Below are 14,645 nucleotides of genomic sequence, written 5' to 3'. Positions count from 1 at the left end.
CGTATACATTTCAATTACAAATTTAACAAATAGTTAAATGGTAATGGAGTATACGATGGTTGATGTTCTGGTGATTGGCGGTGGCAATGCCGCGTTGTGTGCTGCCTTGACCGCCCGCGAGCAAGGAGCTTCGGTACTCCTGCTCGAAGCGGCTCCCCGTGAATGGCGCGGAGGAAACTCCCAACACACACGTAATTTACGTTGTATGCATGACGCGCCGCAGGATGTGCTGGTGGAAAGCTATCCTGAAGAAGAATTCTGGCAGGATCTGTGGCGCGTCACAGAAGGGAATACCAACGAAGCGCTGGCGCGTCTGGTGATCCGTACCTCTTCACAATGCCGTGACTGGATGCGTCAGCACGGCGTTAACTTTCAGCCTCCTCTCTCCGGCGCTTTGCACGTGGCGCGAACCAATGCCTTTTTTATGGGCGGTGGAAAGGCCCTGGTAAATGCCTATTATCGCAGCGCAGAAAAGCTGGGTGTTCAAATTCGCTATAACACCCCCGTTCAGGCGCTTGAACTGCGTAATGGCGAGTTCGTGGCGGCGTTAGCAGGCGAAGAGCGCATCACCGCTAAGTCCTGCGTGCTTGCCGCTGGCGGGTTTGAGTCAAACCGCGAATGGCTGCGAGAAGCGTGGGGAGAGAACGAGCGCGGCGAATGGCCTGCGGATAACTTCCTGATTCGCGGCACGCGCTTTAACCAGGGCGTACTGCTCAAATTTATGATGGATGCCGGAGCCGACATTATCGGCGATCCCTCCCAGTCACACTGCGTGGCTATTGATGCCAGAGCACCATTATATGATGGCGGAATTTGCACCCGCGTGGACTGCGTCTCGCTCGGCATAATGGTAAACCGTGACGCAGATCGTTTTTATGATGAAGGCGAAGATTTCTGGCCGAAACGCTACGCCATCTGGGGACGTCTGGTCGCTCAACAGCCAGGGCAGATTGGTTACTCCATCATCGACAGTAAAGCTATCGGCCACTTTATGCCTCCGGTCTTTCCCGGCGCGCAGGCCAATACGTTGGCAGAACTGGCCCTTCAGTTAGGACTGGATGCCGAACGCTTTACCCACACCGTGACGGAATACAACAACGCCTGCCAGCCCGGCCAGTTCGACCATACCGTTCTGGATAACTGCACCACCAAAGATTTGCTACCCGCGAAAACGCACTGGGCGCGACCGCTGGACCGGCCGCCATACTACGGCTATGCCCTGCGGCCAGGGATCACCTTCACTTATCTTGGGTTAAAAGTGAACGAACGCGCCGCGGTGCATTTTGCCGGGCTTCCAAGCCGTAATCTGTTTGTCGCCGGAGAGATGATGGCGGGCAACGTGCTGGGTAAGGGCTACACCGCAGGCGTGGGGATGTCGATCGGCACGACCTTTGGCCGCATTGCCGGAAAAGAAGCCGCGCTGGCCGCACGTAAGGAGACTCGTCATGAAGCAGCTTGAGAAACTGATCATCGAAGCGCAAATTATCACCGAACCGGAAGCTGAAGTTGAACGTGTGATGCAAGTGTGCAATGCCTGTCGCTATTGTGAAGGCTTTTGCGCCGTATTCCCGGCCATGACGCAGCGTCTGGAATTCGGTAAAGCGGATATCAATTACCTGGCAAACTTGTGCCATAACTGCGGCGCTTGCCTGCACGCATGTCAGTATGCCCCGCCTCATGAATTTGCCATCAACGTACCGAAGGCGATGGCGGAAGTCCGGCTCGAAACCTATCAGCATTACGCGCAACCCGCCGCCTTTGGCGCGCTTTATCGTCGCGCAGGCGTCACCGTGACGCTGGCGCTGGTTTTCGGTCTGATCCTGTTTTTACTCCTCGCTATAGGTTTGAAAGGCTCACTATTCCATCCTCCGCTGGCCGGGGATTTCTATCAAATTTTCCCGCATAACCTGCTGGCCTGGATGTTTGGTTCGGTGTTTATTCTGGCGATCGGTTTGCTGATGGCCGGCGTGATCCGCTTCTGGCGCGAGATCTCTCCGGGTATGCCGCGTTCCGCCGAGATTGCTGAAGCCTCACACGATGCGCTGACGCTGAAATATCTCGATGGTGGCCACGGCAAAGGTTGTAACGAAGCGGATGATGCTTTCACCCTGATGCGCCGCCGTTTCCACCACTTTACCTTCTACGGTTTTATGCTCTGCTTTGCCGCCACCGTGGTGGCAACGGGCTATCACTACTTTGCAGGTATAGAAGCGCCCTACCCGTTCTTCAGCGTGCCGGTGATGCTGGGCACGTTGGGCGGCATTGGTCTGGTTGTCGGCCCGGCGGGCTTGCTATGGCTGAATCTTAAGCGTTCACCGCTGCATGGCGACGCCCGGCAAAAACCGATGGATCGCGGTTTTATTTTGCTGCTGCTGCTGACCAGTTTGACTGGTCTGGCGCTGCTGGCGGGAAGGGACACTTCATGGATGGCTATTTTACTGGCCATTCATCTCGGCGTGGTCATGGCGCTTTTTCTGACCATTCCTTACGGAAAATTTGCCCACGGATTTTACCGCTGCGCAGCCTTACTCAAGTGGGCGATTGAGAAACGGCGCGGCAAACAAGCGGGGGTCACAGGCGACTAACCCGCAAACTCTTACCTCTATAAATATTATGATAAGACAGTGGAGCAACCCTAATGACACAACAACCATCGCGCGCTGGAACTTTCGGCGCAATACTGCGGGTAACCAGCGGTAATTTTCTCGAACAGTTCGACTTTTTTCTGTTCGGGTTTTACGCCACCTATATCGCAAAGACGTTCTTCCCCGCGGAGAGTGAATTTGCCGGGCTCATGTTGACCTTTGCGGTTTTCGGTTCGGGTTTTTTAATGCGGCCCGTTGGCGCAATCGTGCTGGGTGCTTACATCGACAGAATTGGTCGCCGTAAAGGACTGATGGTGACGCTGGCGATCATGGGCTGCGGTACCCTGCTGATTGCCCTGGTTCCCGGTTATCAAAGCATTGGCCTGCTGGCCCCTGTGCTGGTATTAGTCGGTCGATTATTGCAAGGCTTCTCTGCGGGCGTAGAGCTGGGAGGCGTTTCGGTTTATCTCTCTGAAATCGCCACGCCTGGTAATAAAGGTTTCTACACCAGTTGGCAGTCCGCCAGCCAACAGGTCGCCATTGTGGTGGCGGCGCTGATTGGCTACGCTCTGAATGCCACACTGGGGCACGATGAGATCTCTGAATGGGGCTGGCGCATTCCGTTCTTTATTGGTTGCATGATTATTCCGTTGATCTTCGTCCTGCGCCGTTCGCTTCAGGAGACAGACGCATTTTTACAACGTACGCACCGTCCCGACACCAGGGAAATTTTCACCACTATCATCAAAAACTGGCGTCTGATCGCTGCGGGTACGCTGCTGGTAGCGATGACCACCACGACGTTTTACTTTATTACCGTCTACACCCCAACCTACGGCAGGGCCGTACTCCACCTGAGCGCGCGCGATAGCCTGGTAGTCACCATGCTGGTCGGTATTTCTAACTTTATTTGGCTGCCGATTGGCGGAGCGATATCTGACCGAATTGGTCGTCGTCCGGTATTGATGGGGATTACTGTACTCGCACTGCTTACCACCTGGCCGGTAATGCACTGGCTCACCGCCGCGCCAGACTTCATGCGCATGACGCTGGTCCTGCTTTGGTTCTCGTTCTTTTTTGGCATGTACAACGGGGCAATGGTCGCGGCACTCACCGAGGTGATGCCTGTCTATGTCCGTACGGTGGGCTTTTCACTGGCATTCAGTCTTGCCACGGCGATTTTTGGCGGCCTTACACCAGTCATATCCACGGCGCTGGTCCAGCTAACCGGGGATAAAAGCTCACCGGGATGGTGGCTGATGTGCGCAGCGCTTTGTGGACTCGCCGCCACGGCAATGCTGTTTGTCCGACTGAGTCGGGGCTATCAACCAGTGGAACATAAGCTCTGAAAAGCAAACGGGCGGAAAACTCTCCGCCCGTTGTCATTTTCTTTTCTCGAATTACTGCGCAGCATTCTTGCTACGTATTTCCTGCCAGACCTTGTCGCAATCAGCATTAACGGACTGATCGTTACCCGTGCGCGTGGCCTGGATACACTGCTGATAATCCAGTACGCGTACGCTTTCTTCATTAGCAAACTGCTGGTGCTGCTTTTCTTTCTTCAACACATTCAGCACGCTTTGGCAGGCTTCAATTTTCTCCGGCGATCCTTGCGCGGTGTTAATACACGCGCTGTAGGCTTCTTTCAGGCGACTGTCTTCTTTCGGCGAAGGGGATTGCGCACAAGCCACCAGCCCTGATGCCATAATGGCGATGAGTATCAGTTTTTTCATAGCACTTTCCTCAACGGAGCGGCAGACGTCTGGTCTGCCGCTGTTGGCATTAGAAGATGGTGAACGGAGCAATAACGATGAACTTCACGTCGCGTTCATCCTGGAAGATGTTGCCGTAACCACCGCCCCAGCTCGGAATGTCTGAATGGTTGTCGTACTGGGTGAAGTGCAGTTTAAACATGGTGCCCTTTGCACGACCATCCTGCAGGGTATAGACCGCATCCAGGCTGTAAGAAGACTCTTCGATAGTCCGGTTTTTGTCGTAGTACGCATCCGGATTGAGCTGCCAGGTAGATGGCTTGGCATCCCAGGCGTAAACGTAGGACGCACCGACTGCCCAACCCGGCAGGTTCCAGTTCTTCAGGTCATACATTGCACCGAAGAAGACGGCCTTTTCGCCGTTGGCGTTGAAGTCAGAACGGTTGTCCCACCAGATATCCAGACGACCGTTTGATGAGGCGTAGGTCGGGGTCATACGCTGCAGGAAATACCCCTGCTGCCCGTCCGCTTTAACCCAGGTCCCTTCCAGTCGCAGGTCAACCACTTCCGCCACTTTGTAGCCGAAGGTCAACGCCTGCAGCCAGGCCGTGCCGTCATAAATATCGTTCACGGTGCGGTCATCAACTTTGTCGCGCGCGCCGTAGAACTGATAACTTGTGGTAAACGGGTTACCGCCTAAATCGAATTTGTAGCTGGCTTTCGCGAAGTATTGATCGACGTAGCCTTCGGACTGACCAAATGCCGCTTCCAGCAACAGGTTATTTTTGAAGTCATATTTCGCGCCGATTGAGTGCAGGTAATCTACGCTGGTCTTTTTATCGGCCTGATAAAATTTATCGACTTCGGTGTGCCACGGCGCTTTATATTCGTTGGCCCACATATAGGAGAAGCTCAGTGCGCCAGCATCACCATAGTCGAAGTTGGCACCAGCTTCGGCACCCTGATAGGTACCAGGCATAAAGCTCCAGTGCGGAGCCAATAGCGTCTGTCCGGTTGGTTGAATGTAACCGGCGCGCGCCCAGGTTGGGCCGTATTTAAATTTGGCCGCTGCTTTATAAAGGCTAATTCCGCTCTTGTCGCCGGAGTAATCTTCGTCATAGCCTTTATTTTTTGAAGAGAATGCGATTTCGTTTGGATGGCCGCTTTCGCTACTTTCGTTCATTTCAATCGCGGTGAATGCTGCGATATCAATACCAAACATATCGGCCGCATAACCGGACTGGAAGTCGAGGTTAGCGTTCCAGGTCGAGTGAGAAAGGTTGGTTTTGTATTTGTCATGATCGGTGACATCTTTACGGTCACGTTCACGCTGCCAGTAATAGATGCCGCCGGTTAAAGTGGAGTCATCAATGAAACCTTCGGCGTGAGCCTGGGGAGCGACAACGAAACCCGACATTGCTGTGATACCGGCGATAGCCAGCGCCAGCGTACTACGTTTGCCACTAAACGTACGCATATGTTAATCCTCTTTGACATAAAAATGCTGCCGATAAAAGCGGTCAGCGAAAAAACAAAAATTAAAAAAGTAGCGCCAAGAAAACCTCAGTGACTACAATGAATAGACTATTTTTCGCGACGCGAATTATCAATCTCTTTCTGTAACGAGTATGTAATAGTATGAGCAACCGCACATATTTCATTGCTTTCTGTTACATTTTCATCGAGAGATAAAAAAGCGTTGAAAAAATGAAAAAATCGCTTGTTTTCCATGAAGATGAAATCGGTTTCAGCCCATCTCATATTGAGGTAAGTTATTTAAACGTAAAAACATTCAGCCGTTTTATTATTACAGGCATGTAATTAATTCGCTCCGCAAACGGAGCCTGGCACACGTTTTTTGGCATAAAAAAACGCCGCATGATGCGGCGTTTAGACAAGATGTGTTGCGGCTTATTCGCCCGCTTTAGCCCACGTATCACGCAGACCAACGGTGCGGTTAAACACCAGCTTATCAGCCGTAGCGTAACGGCTGTCGAGGCAGAAATAGCCTTCGCGTTCAAACTGGAACGCTTTGCCTGCAACCGCGGCCTGCAGTGATGGCTCGCCGTAGCCGTGTTTAATCACCAGTGATTCCGGGTTAATCACGGACAGGAAGTCCTCTGCCGCACCAGGGTTCGGTACGCTAAACAGACGATCGTACAGGCGGATTTCAATCGGCAGCGCATGAGCCGCGCTGACCCAGTGAATAACACCTTTGACTTTACGACCATCGGCCGGATCTTTGCTCAGAGTGTCGGCATCGTAGGTGCAGAAAATGGTGGTGATATTCCCTTGCGCATCTTTCTCTACACGCTCGGCCTTGATCACGTAAGCATTACGCAGACGTACTTCTTTACCCATCACCAGACGCTTGTACTGCTTGTTCGCTTCTTCGCGGAAGTCAGCGCGATCGATCCAGATTTCAGCGCTAAACGGCACTTCACGGCTGCCCATTTCCGGTTTATTCGGATGATTAGGCATGGTCACCATTTCGCTCTCGCCCTGTGGGTAGTTTTCGATAACCAGCTTCACCGGATCGATAACCGCCATCGCGCGCGGCGCGTTTTCATTCAGATCTTCACGAATGCAGGATTCCAGCGAGGCGATCTCAATGGTGTTGTCCTGCTTGGTCACGCCAATGCGTTTGCAGAATTCACGGATAGCAGCAGCGGTATAACCGCGACGACGCAGACCAGAAATCGTTGGCATACGCGGATCGTCCCAGCCCTCAACGTGCTTGTCGGTAACCAGCAGGTTCAGCTTGCGCTTGGACATCACGGTATATTCCAGATTCAGGCGCGAGAATTCGTACTGGCGCGGGTGAACCGGGATGGTGATGTTGTCCAGCACCCAGTCGTACAGACGGCGGTTATCCTGGAACTCCAGCGTACACAGTGAATGCGTGATGCCTTCCAGCGCATCGCTGATGCAGTGGGTAAAGTCGTACATCGGGTAGATGCACCACTTGTTGCCGGTCTGGTGGTGTTCAGCGAACTTAATACGGTACAGCACCGGATCGCGCATCACGATAAACGGCGATGCCATGTCGATTTTCGCGCGCAGGCAGGCTTTACCTTCTTCAAAGCCTCCGGTACGCATTTTTTCGAACAACGCGAGGTTCTCTTCGACGCTGCGATCGCGGAATGGGCTGTTTTTACCCGGCTGAGTCAGCGTACCGCGGTATTCGCGGATTTCGTCTGCTGACAGTTCGTCAACGTACGCCAGACCTTTATTGATAAGTTCTACCGCATAGGCGTGAAGCTGATCGAAGTAGTCCGACGAGTAGCGAATGTCACCAGTCCAGTGGAAACCTAACCATTCAACGTCGTTTTTAATCGACTCAACGTACTCGATATCTTCTTTAACCGGGTTCGTATCATCAAAACGCAGGTTGCACTGGCCCTGGTAATCTTGCGCAATGCCAAAGTTCAGACAAATGGATTTCGCGTGGCCAATGTGCAGATAGCCATTTGGCTCCGGCGGAAAACGGGTATGGATCGTGGTGTGCTTACCACTGGCCAGATCTTCATCGATGATCTGACGAATAAAGTTACTCGGGCGGGCTTCAGCCTCACTCATCGTGGATTCCTCAAAGCGTAAACAACGTATAACGGAACATGATCTTATAAGCGACGTCAGGAGACAACTATTAGTTGCACAAAAAAGGTGTTTCAACAGGATATATGAGGGTATTTGCTGCAAAAAAAAGCGGCGGAGGAATATCCCCCGCCGCTTAAGGCATTTAACTCACTTTACTCAGGAGCAGTTACTTACCTTTAATCTCATACAGTGGTGTCTGACCGGCAACCACATGACCTTCGGCTTTAATGACCAGAGCGCCGAAATCATCGCTGTTGCTGCACACAACCGGACTAATCATGGAACGTGCATTGGCGTTCAGGAAATCCAGATCCATTTCCAGAATCGGTTGGCCCGCAGTCACTTCCGCACCTTCTTCAACCAGGCGCTTAAAGCCTTTACCTTCCAGCGCTACGGTATCGATACCCATATGGACGACGATTTCCGCGCCTTTAACGGTTTCCAGACAGAACGCATGGTTCGTGTTGAAGATTTTCACGATGGTGCCCGCAGCCGGAGCAACCACGATTTTATCCGTTGGTTTCACTGCCACACCGTCGCCTACTGCTTTGCTGGCGAAGGCTTCATCAGGAACCTGCTCCAGCGCAACAACGTCACCGGTAATCGGAGAAACCAGCGCTTCAACGGTGACTGCGTTCGCGACAGCCTGCGGTTTTGCAACCGGGGCCGCTGCTGCTGGCGCACTTTCAGCAGACGCTGCCGCAACCGGGCCACGCGCCACAACTTTCTTCATTTCGTCGCCAATGGATTCCGCTTTCGCACCTACGATGACCTGGATGGTTTGCTTATTCAGCTTAACGACACCAGATGCACCTAAACGTTTACACATCGCATCGTTTACGCGACCAGAGTCGGCCACGGTCAGACGCAGACGGGTGATACAGGCGTCAATCGCTTTCAGGTTATCGGTACCGCCAACCGCAGCAATGTAGTTGGTTGCCAGTTGAGCCAGACCTTCTTCAGTGTTGCTGTTCGCTTCTTCTGTAACGATATCGTCTTCTTTATCTTCGCGGCCCGGCGTTTTCAGGTTAAACATACGAATAACCGCGCTGAACAACACAAAGTAGATAACGAAGAAGACCAGACCCATCGCAACCAGCATCCAGACGTTCTTACTTGCTGCCGGCAGGTTGTACATCAACACGTAGTCGATAGCACCTGCGGAGAAGGAGAAGCCCGCGTGGATCCCCAGCAGCGTCGCAACGAACAGGCTGATGCCGGTTAACAGTGCGTGCAGGAGATACAGCAGTGGTGCCAGGAACATGAACAGGAATTCCAGCGGCTCAGTAACACCGGTCAGGAACGCGGTGATCGCAACGGACAGCAGCATGCCGCCAACCATCGGACGACGCGCTTTCGGAGCCGCGAAGTACATCGCCAGCGCCGCACCCGGCAGACCAAACATCATGATCGGGAAGAAACCAGACATGAACATACCCGCAGTGCCGTCACCCGCGTAGAAGCGGTTGATATCACCGTGGAATACGGTACCTGCAGCGTTAGTAAATTCGCCAATCTGGAACCAGGCAATGGTGTTCAGAACCTGATGCAGACCGGTTGGGATCAGCAGACGGTTGATGAAACCAAAGATACCGGAACCCAGCGCGCCAGCGCCTACGATCCACTCACCACCCGCATGGATGGCGTTCTGCACCGGCGGCCACACGTAGCCGAAGATAGCAGCCAGCACCAGACAGAAGAAGCCAGTGGCGATCGGCACGAAGCGTTTGCCGCCAAAGAAGCTCAGGAAGTCAGGTAGTTTGATACCAGACCAACGGTTATACACCGCACCGCCGACCAGACCGGTGATGATACCCGCCAGCACACCCATGTTGATGGCAGGGTTAATGGTAACCATTGCTTTGGTCAATATGAAATAACCAACCGCACCCGCCAGCGCTGCCGCACCCGCGCTGTCTTTTGACCAGCTGGAAGCCACACCGATAGCGAAAATCAGCGCCAGGTTATCAAAGATAGCCCCGCCCGCTTGCGCGATGAAAGGTACGTTTAGTAAATCTGGTTGGCCGAATCGCAGCAACAGTGCCGCGACTGGCAGCACAGCGATGGGGAGCTGTAACGCCCTACCCAGCCGCTGGAAAAAACCTAAAATATTCATTTTATTCCCCCTACGAGACCCCGATTAGGCTTCTTTGAAGCCATATTTTTATTGTGCGACCATTCCTGACAGCAAGATTCTGGATCAACGATATTAACCATTCATCTACATTCAGAGTGTGTGAAAATTTAATTCGTATCGCAAATTAAACGCGTGTTTTTTGTGATTCCAGTCACCAAATATCGTTATTAACCCTCCCTTCCACTGGCTAACTACGAAAACTTATTTTATCATTCAAAAAATCGAAACGGATTGATCCTTACCGATGCAAAACCAGGTTACGCTTAATACTGCACAGAGACTCAATCCGCCAATTGCTTACATTTACTTTTGAGGTGAAGAATGAGACTGATCCCCCTGAATACCGCTGGACAAGTCGGCAAATGGGCTGCTCGCCATATCGTTAACCGTATTAACGCGTTCAAACCAACGGCAGATCGTCCGTTCGTTCTGGGCCTGCCGACGGGCGGTACCCCGCTGACAGCTTATAAAGCATTGGTTGAAATGCACAAAGCGGGCCAGGTGAGCTTCAAGCATGTTGTTACTTTCAATATGGACGAATATGTTGGCCTGCCGAAAGAGCATCCGGAAAGCTATCACAGCTTCATGCATCGCAACTTCTTTGATCACGTTGATATTCCAGCAGAAAACATCAACCTCCTCAACGGTAACGCGCCGGATATTGATGCAGAATGCCGTCAGTATGAAGAAAAAATCCGTTCTTACGGTAAAATCCACCTGTTTATGGGCGGTGTAGGCAACGATGGTCACATCGCGTTCAACGAGCCAGCCTCTTCTTTGGCTTCCCGTACCCGCATCAAAACGCTGACTCACGACACGCGTGTTGCTAACTCACGCTTCTTTGACGGCGACGTAAGCCAGGTGCCTAAATATGCCCTGACCGTGGGCGTGGGCACCCTGTTGGATGCCGAAGAGGTGATGATCCTGGTACTGGGTCATCAGAAAGCGCAGGCGCTGCAAGCCGCCGTTGAAGGGAACGTTAACCACATGTGGACCATCAGCTGTCTGCAGCTGCATCCAAAAGCCGTTGTGGTATGCGATGAGCCTTCCACCATGGAACTGAAAGTGAAAACGCTGAAATACTTTAACGAGTTAGAAGCGGAAAATATTAAAGGTCTGTAATTGATGTCTCCGCCCTGTCGATAAGTTGCAGGGCGGCATTTTTTGAAATCGGGGGTCGGAATGTATGCTTTAACCCAGGGCCGGATTTTTACCGGTCACGAAATTCTTGATGACCATGCGATTGTTGTCGCCAATGGCCTGATTGACAGCGTTTGCCCACTGGCTGAGTTACCGTCAGGAATTGAACAGCGCTCACTGAATGGGGCCATTATTTCCCCCGGTTTTATCGATGTACAGCTAAACGGCTGCGGCGGCGTACAGTTTAACGATACGGCAGAAGCCGTGACCGTTGAAACACTGGAAATCATGCAGAAAGCCAATGAAAAATCAGGCTGCACCAACTATCTGCCTACGCTTATCACCACCAGCGACGACCTGATGAAACAAGGCGTTCGCGTCATGCGTGAATACCTGGCGAAGCACCCGAATCAGGCATTAGGGCTTCATCTGGAAGGTCCGTGGCTGAATCTGGTGAAAAAAGGCACCCATAATCCGGGATTTGTCCGTCAACCGGACGCTGCGTTGGTTGATTTCCTGTGCGATAATGCTGACGTGATAACCAAAGTCACGCTGGCACCAGAAATGGTCCCTGTAGAGGTCATCACCAAACTGGTAAATGCAGGTATTGTGGTTTCCGCCGGTCACTCAAATGCGACGGTAAAAGAGGCCAAAATCGGCTTCCGCGCAGGGATTAGCTTCGCAACGCATCTGTTTAACGCCATGCCTTATATAACGGGCCGTGAACCTGGCCTGGCGGGCGCTATTCTTGATGAAGCCGATATTTATTGCGGTATCATCGCTGATGGTCTGCATGTTGACTACGTCAATATCCGTAATGCCAAGCGCCTGAAAGGCGACAAGCTGTGCCTGGTTACCGACGCGACCGCGCCGGCAGGAGCAAATATTGAACAGTTCATTTTCGCTGGTAAAACAATATACTACCGGAATGGATTGTGCGTTGATGAGAACGGGACATTGAGCGGTTCATCATTAACCATGATTGAAGGCATACGCAATCTGGTCGAACATGCGAATATCGCTCTCGACGAAGTGTTACGCATGGCAACGCTCTACCCTGCTCGCGCCATTGGCGTCGACAAACGACTCGGCAGCATCGCGCCAGGCAAAGTAGCCAACCTGACTGCGTTCACGCACGACTTTAAAATCATCAAGACCATCGTTAATGGCAACGAGGTCGTTACTGAGTAAGAGAAAGAATGACACCAGGCGGACAAGCTCAAATAGGTAATGTTGATCTCGTAAAACAGCTTAACAGCGCGGCGGTTTATCGCCTGATTGACCAGCATGGGCCAATCTCGCGCATTCAGATTGCCGAGCAAAGCCAGCTTGCCCCCGCCAGCGTAACCAAAATTACGCGTCAGTTGATCGAACGCGGGCTGATCAAAGAAGTCGATCAGCAGGCCTCCACCGGAGGCCGCCGCGCTATCTCTATCGTCACCGAAACCCGCAACTTCCACGCCATTGGCGTACGTCTGGGCCGTCACGACACAACGCTCACGCTCTATGATATGAGCAGTAAAGTGGTCGCCGAAGAGCATTACCCTCTCCCGGAGCGCACCCAGGAAACGCTGGAGTATGCGCTACTCAACACCATTGCCACTTTTATTGACAGCTGCCAGCGGAAAATCCGCGAGCTGATTGCGATTTCCGTCATCCTGCCCGGTCTGGTTGATCCTGAAAGCGGCGTCATTCGCTATATGCCACACATTCAGGTCGAAAACTGGGGGCTGGTCGAAGCGCTCGAAAAACGCTTCAAGGTGACCTGCTTTGTCGGTCACGATATCCGCAGCCTGGCGCTGGCTGAGCACTATTTTGGGGCAAGCCAGGATTGCGAAGACTCCATTTTAGTGCGTGTTCATCGCGGAACCGGGGCAGGAATTATTTCCAATGGCCGAATTTTTATCGGTCGCAATGGCAACGTGGGCGAGATTGGTCACATTCAGGTAGAGCCACTGGGTGAGCGCTGTCACTGCGGTAACTTCGGCTGTCTGGAAACCATTGCCGCCAATGCGTCTATCGAACACCGCGTGCAAAACTTACTGAAACAGGGTTATCCCAGCCGACTCACGCTGGATGATTGCAGCATTAAAGCTATCTGTAAGGCGGCGAATAAGGGCGATAACCTGGCGGCAGAAGTTATTGAACATGTTGGTCGCCACTTGGGTAAAACCATTGCCATCGCCATCAACCTGTTTAACCCACAAAAAATCGTCATTGCAGGCGAAATTACTGAGGCGGATAAAGTGCTGTTGCCTGCAATAGAAAGCTGTATCAACACACAGGCGTTGAAAGCGTTTCGCCATAATTTACCGGTGGTTCGTTCCACACTGGATCACCGTTCCGCCATTGGCGCCTTTGCGCTGGTGAAGCGTGCGATGCTCAACGGTACACTGCTGCAACGTTTGCTGGAAAACTAATGCTCTCATATAGTAGTGGATTACTATAAGACTCATAACTAATTCCCTGGGTTGTTCATGACCATCAAGAATGTAATTTGTGATATCGACGGCGTGCTGATGCACGACAATGTTGCCGTACCGGGTGCGGCAGAATTTCTGACCGGGATCCTGGAAAAAGGCCTGCCGTTAGTTCTGCTGACTAACTATCCTTCACAGACCGGGCAAGATCTGGCAAACCGCTTCGCCACCGCGGGTGTGAATGTCCCCGATAGCGTCTTTTATACTTCCGCCATGGCTACCGCTGATTTTCTTCGTCGCCAGGAAGGGAAAAAGGCCTACGTGGTAGGTGAAGGCGCATTAATTCATGAGCTATATAAAGCCGGATTTACCATTACCGACGTGAACCCCGATTTTGTGATTGTTGGCGAAACGCGCTCCTACAACTGGGACATGATGCATAAAGCAGCATATTTTGTCGCTAACGGCGCGCGTTTCATCGCCACAAACCCGGATACTCACGGCCGCGGCTTTTATCCAGCCTGCGGGGCGCTCTGCGCCGGTATCGAGAAAATCTCTGGTCGTAAGCCGTTTTATGTCGGCAAACCCAGCCCGTGGATTATTCGCGCGGCGCTCAACAAAATGCAGGCGCACTCAGAAGAGACCGTTATCGTTGGCGATAACCTGCGTACCGATATTCTGGCAGGATTCCAGGCCGGTCTGGAAACCATTCTGGTATTGTCTGGCGTCTCAACGCTTGACGACATCGACAGCATGCCGTTCAGACCGAGCTGGATTTACCCGTCCGTTGCTGAAATAGACGTCATTTAATCTCTTTAGCCGGATAACAACATCTGCAAGTTATCCGGCCTGAAAAATACATCCATTCAATAAAATCACCACTTCACTGTTGATTCATTAATAATAGCGCTCATTACATAATCTTTTTTCATCAATCAGCAATGACCATTGCGTTTTTTATTTTCCGCACCGTAATTCGCTTGCGCCCTCTCCCGCTTTGCGGCATTTTCTTTATCAAGCAAACATAAAAAGCATTACGCAACAGGTTAAC

At 52.1% G+C, this 14,645-nt stretch carries 11 protein-coding genes; 7 read left to right on the top strand and 4 right to left on the bottom strand.

The window, feature by feature from the left end:
• Nucleotides 1-55: 55 nt before the first annotated feature.
• From tcuA to FDW96_RS20155, 3 genes are read left to right on the top strand one after another with little or no spacing between them, the layout of a single operon-like run.
• Nucleotides 56-1,459 carry an FAD-dependent tricarballylate dehydrogenase TcuA gene (gene tcuA / locus FDW96_RS20165; RefSeq protein WP_137366181.1) on the top strand — a complete coding sequence of 468 codons (1,404 nt, stop codon included), beginning with the start codon at nucleotides 56-58 and terminating at the stop codon, nucleotides 1,457-1,459.
• Entirely contained in the window at nucleotides 1,446-2,585 is a 1,140-nt protein-coding gene (tcuB, locus tag FDW96_RS20160; protein ID WP_042309776.1) for a tricarballylate utilization 4Fe-4S protein TcuB, read from the top strand. The genes tcuA and tcuB overlap by 14 nt, the downstream gene beginning before the upstream one ends.
• A 53-nt stretch (nucleotides 2,586-2,638) precedes the next feature.
• Nucleotides 2,639-3,934, top strand: coding sequence for an MFS transporter (locus FDW96_RS20155; RefSeq protein ID WP_038638812.1), 1,296 nt, complete (start codon nucleotides 2,639-2,641; stop codon nucleotides 3,932-3,934).
• A gap of 51 nt (nucleotides 3,935-3,985) precedes the next feature.
• Here the strand turns inward: FDW96_RS20155 and chiQ are convergent, their stop codons facing one another.
• From chiQ to nagE, 4 genes are all read right to left on the bottom strand, one after another.
• Nucleotides 3,986-4,318, bottom strand: a complete 333-nt coding sequence (chiQ, locus tag FDW96_RS20150) for a ChiQ/YbfN family lipoprotein (protein ID WP_038638809.1) — start codon at nucleotides 4,316-4,318, stop codon at nucleotides 3,986-3,988.
• A gap of 49 nt (nucleotides 4,319-4,367) precedes the next feature.
• Nucleotides 4,368-5,774 carry a chitoporin gene (chiP, locus tag FDW96_RS20145; protein ID WP_038638807.1) on the bottom strand — a complete coding sequence of 469 codons (1,407 nt, stop codon included), beginning with the start codon at nucleotides 5,772-5,774 and terminating at the stop codon, nucleotides 4,368-4,370.
• A gap of 434 nt (nucleotides 5,775-6,208) precedes the next feature.
• On the bottom strand, nucleotides 6,209-7,876 hold the full coding sequence (glnS, locus tag FDW96_RS20135; RefSeq protein WP_061381662.1) for a glutamine--tRNA ligase: 1,668 nt from the start codon (nucleotides 7,874-7,876) through the stop codon (nucleotides 6,209-6,211).
• 187 nt (nucleotides 7,877-8,063) lie between these two features.
• A complete protein-coding gene (gene nagE / locus FDW96_RS20130; RefSeq protein ID WP_061381661.1) occupies nucleotides 8,064-10,013 on the bottom strand; it encodes a PTS N-acetyl glucosamine transporter subunit IIABC in 1,950 nt (649 codons plus the stop codon).
• A 342-nt stretch (nucleotides 10,014-10,355) separates the two neighbouring features.
• On the opposite strand from nagE, the gene nagB reads away from it, so the two are divergent.
• Genes nagB through nagD form a run of 4 tightly spaced genes read left to right on the top strand, consistent with a single transcriptional unit; the run spans nucleotide 10,356 to nucleotide 14,404 of the window.
• On the top strand, nucleotides 10,356-11,156 hold the full coding sequence (nagB, locus tag FDW96_RS20125; protein WP_137366180.1) for a glucosamine-6-phosphate deaminase: 801 nt from the start codon (nucleotides 10,356-10,358) through the stop codon (nucleotides 11,154-11,156).
• A 60-nt stretch (nucleotides 11,157-11,216) separates the two neighbouring features.
• Complete coding sequence (gene nagA / locus FDW96_RS20120) at nucleotides 11,217-12,365, top strand: N-acetylglucosamine-6-phosphate deacetylase (protein WP_137366179.1); 1,149 nt, start codon at nucleotides 11,217-11,219, stop codon at nucleotides 12,363-12,365.
• An 8-nt stretch (nucleotides 12,366-12,373) separates the two neighbouring features.
• A complete protein-coding gene (locus FDW96_RS20115) occupies nucleotides 12,374-13,594 on the top strand; it encodes an N-acetylglucosamine repressor (RefSeq protein ID WP_042309787.1) in 1,221 nt (406 codons plus the stop codon).
• A gap of 57 nt (nucleotides 13,595-13,651) precedes the next feature.
• Nucleotides 13,652-14,404, top strand: a complete 753-nt coding sequence (gene nagD / locus FDW96_RS20110) for a ribonucleotide monophosphatase NagD (RefSeq protein ID WP_038638796.1) — start codon at nucleotides 13,652-13,654, stop codon at nucleotides 14,402-14,404.
• Nucleotides 14,405-14,645 lie beyond the last annotated feature (241 nt).

It is taken from the genome of Citrobacter sp. TBCS-15 (assembly GCF_005280815.1).
In the GTDB taxonomy this organism is placed as follows: Bacteria; Pseudomonadota; Gammaproteobacteria; order Enterobacterales; family Enterobacteriaceae; genus Citrobacter; species Citrobacter werkmanii.
The sequence above is the reverse complement of the archived record's forward strand: the minus strand, read 5'-3'. Positions and strand labels throughout refer to the sequence as shown.

Bases quoted from the DNA above. Each gene is read 5' to 3' on its own strand.
- tcuA (WP_137366181.1), top strand. From the start codon at position 56: ATGGTTGATGTTCTGGTGATTGGCGGTGGCAATGCCGCGTTGTGTGCT.
- tcuB (WP_042309776.1), top strand. From the start codon at position 1,446: ATGAAGCAGCTTGAGAAACTGATCATCGAAGCGCAAATTATCACCGAA.
- FDW96_RS20155 (WP_038638812.1), top strand. From the start codon at position 2,639: ATGACACAACAACCATCGCGCGCTGGAACTTTCGGCGCAATACTGCGG.
- chiQ (WP_038638809.1), bottom strand. From the start codon at position 4,318: ATGAAAAAACTGATACTCATCGCCATTATGGCATCAGGGCTGGTGGCT.
- chiP (WP_038638807.1), bottom strand. From the start codon at position 5,774: ATGCGTACGTTTAGTGGCAAACGTAGTACGCTGGCGCTGGCTATCGCC.
- glnS (WP_061381662.1), bottom strand. From the start codon at position 7,876: ATGAGTGAGGCTGAAGCCCGCCCGAGTAACTTTATTCGTCAGATCATC.
- nagE (WP_061381661.1), bottom strand. From the start codon at position 10,013: ATGAATATTTTAGGTTTTTTCCAGCGGCTGGGTAGGGCGTTACAGCTC.
- nagB (WP_137366180.1), top strand. From the start codon at position 10,356: ATGAGACTGATCCCCCTGAATACCGCTGGACAAGTCGGCAAATGGGCT.
- nagA (WP_137366179.1), top strand. From the start codon at position 11,217: ATGTATGCTTTAACCCAGGGCCGGATTTTTACCGGTCACGAAATTCTT.
- FDW96_RS20115 (WP_042309787.1), top strand. From the start codon at position 12,374: ATGACACCAGGCGGACAAGCTCAAATAGGTAATGTTGATCTCGTAAAA.
- nagD (WP_038638796.1), top strand. From the start codon at position 13,652: ATGACCATCAAGAATGTAATTTGTGATATCGACGGCGTGCTGATGCAC.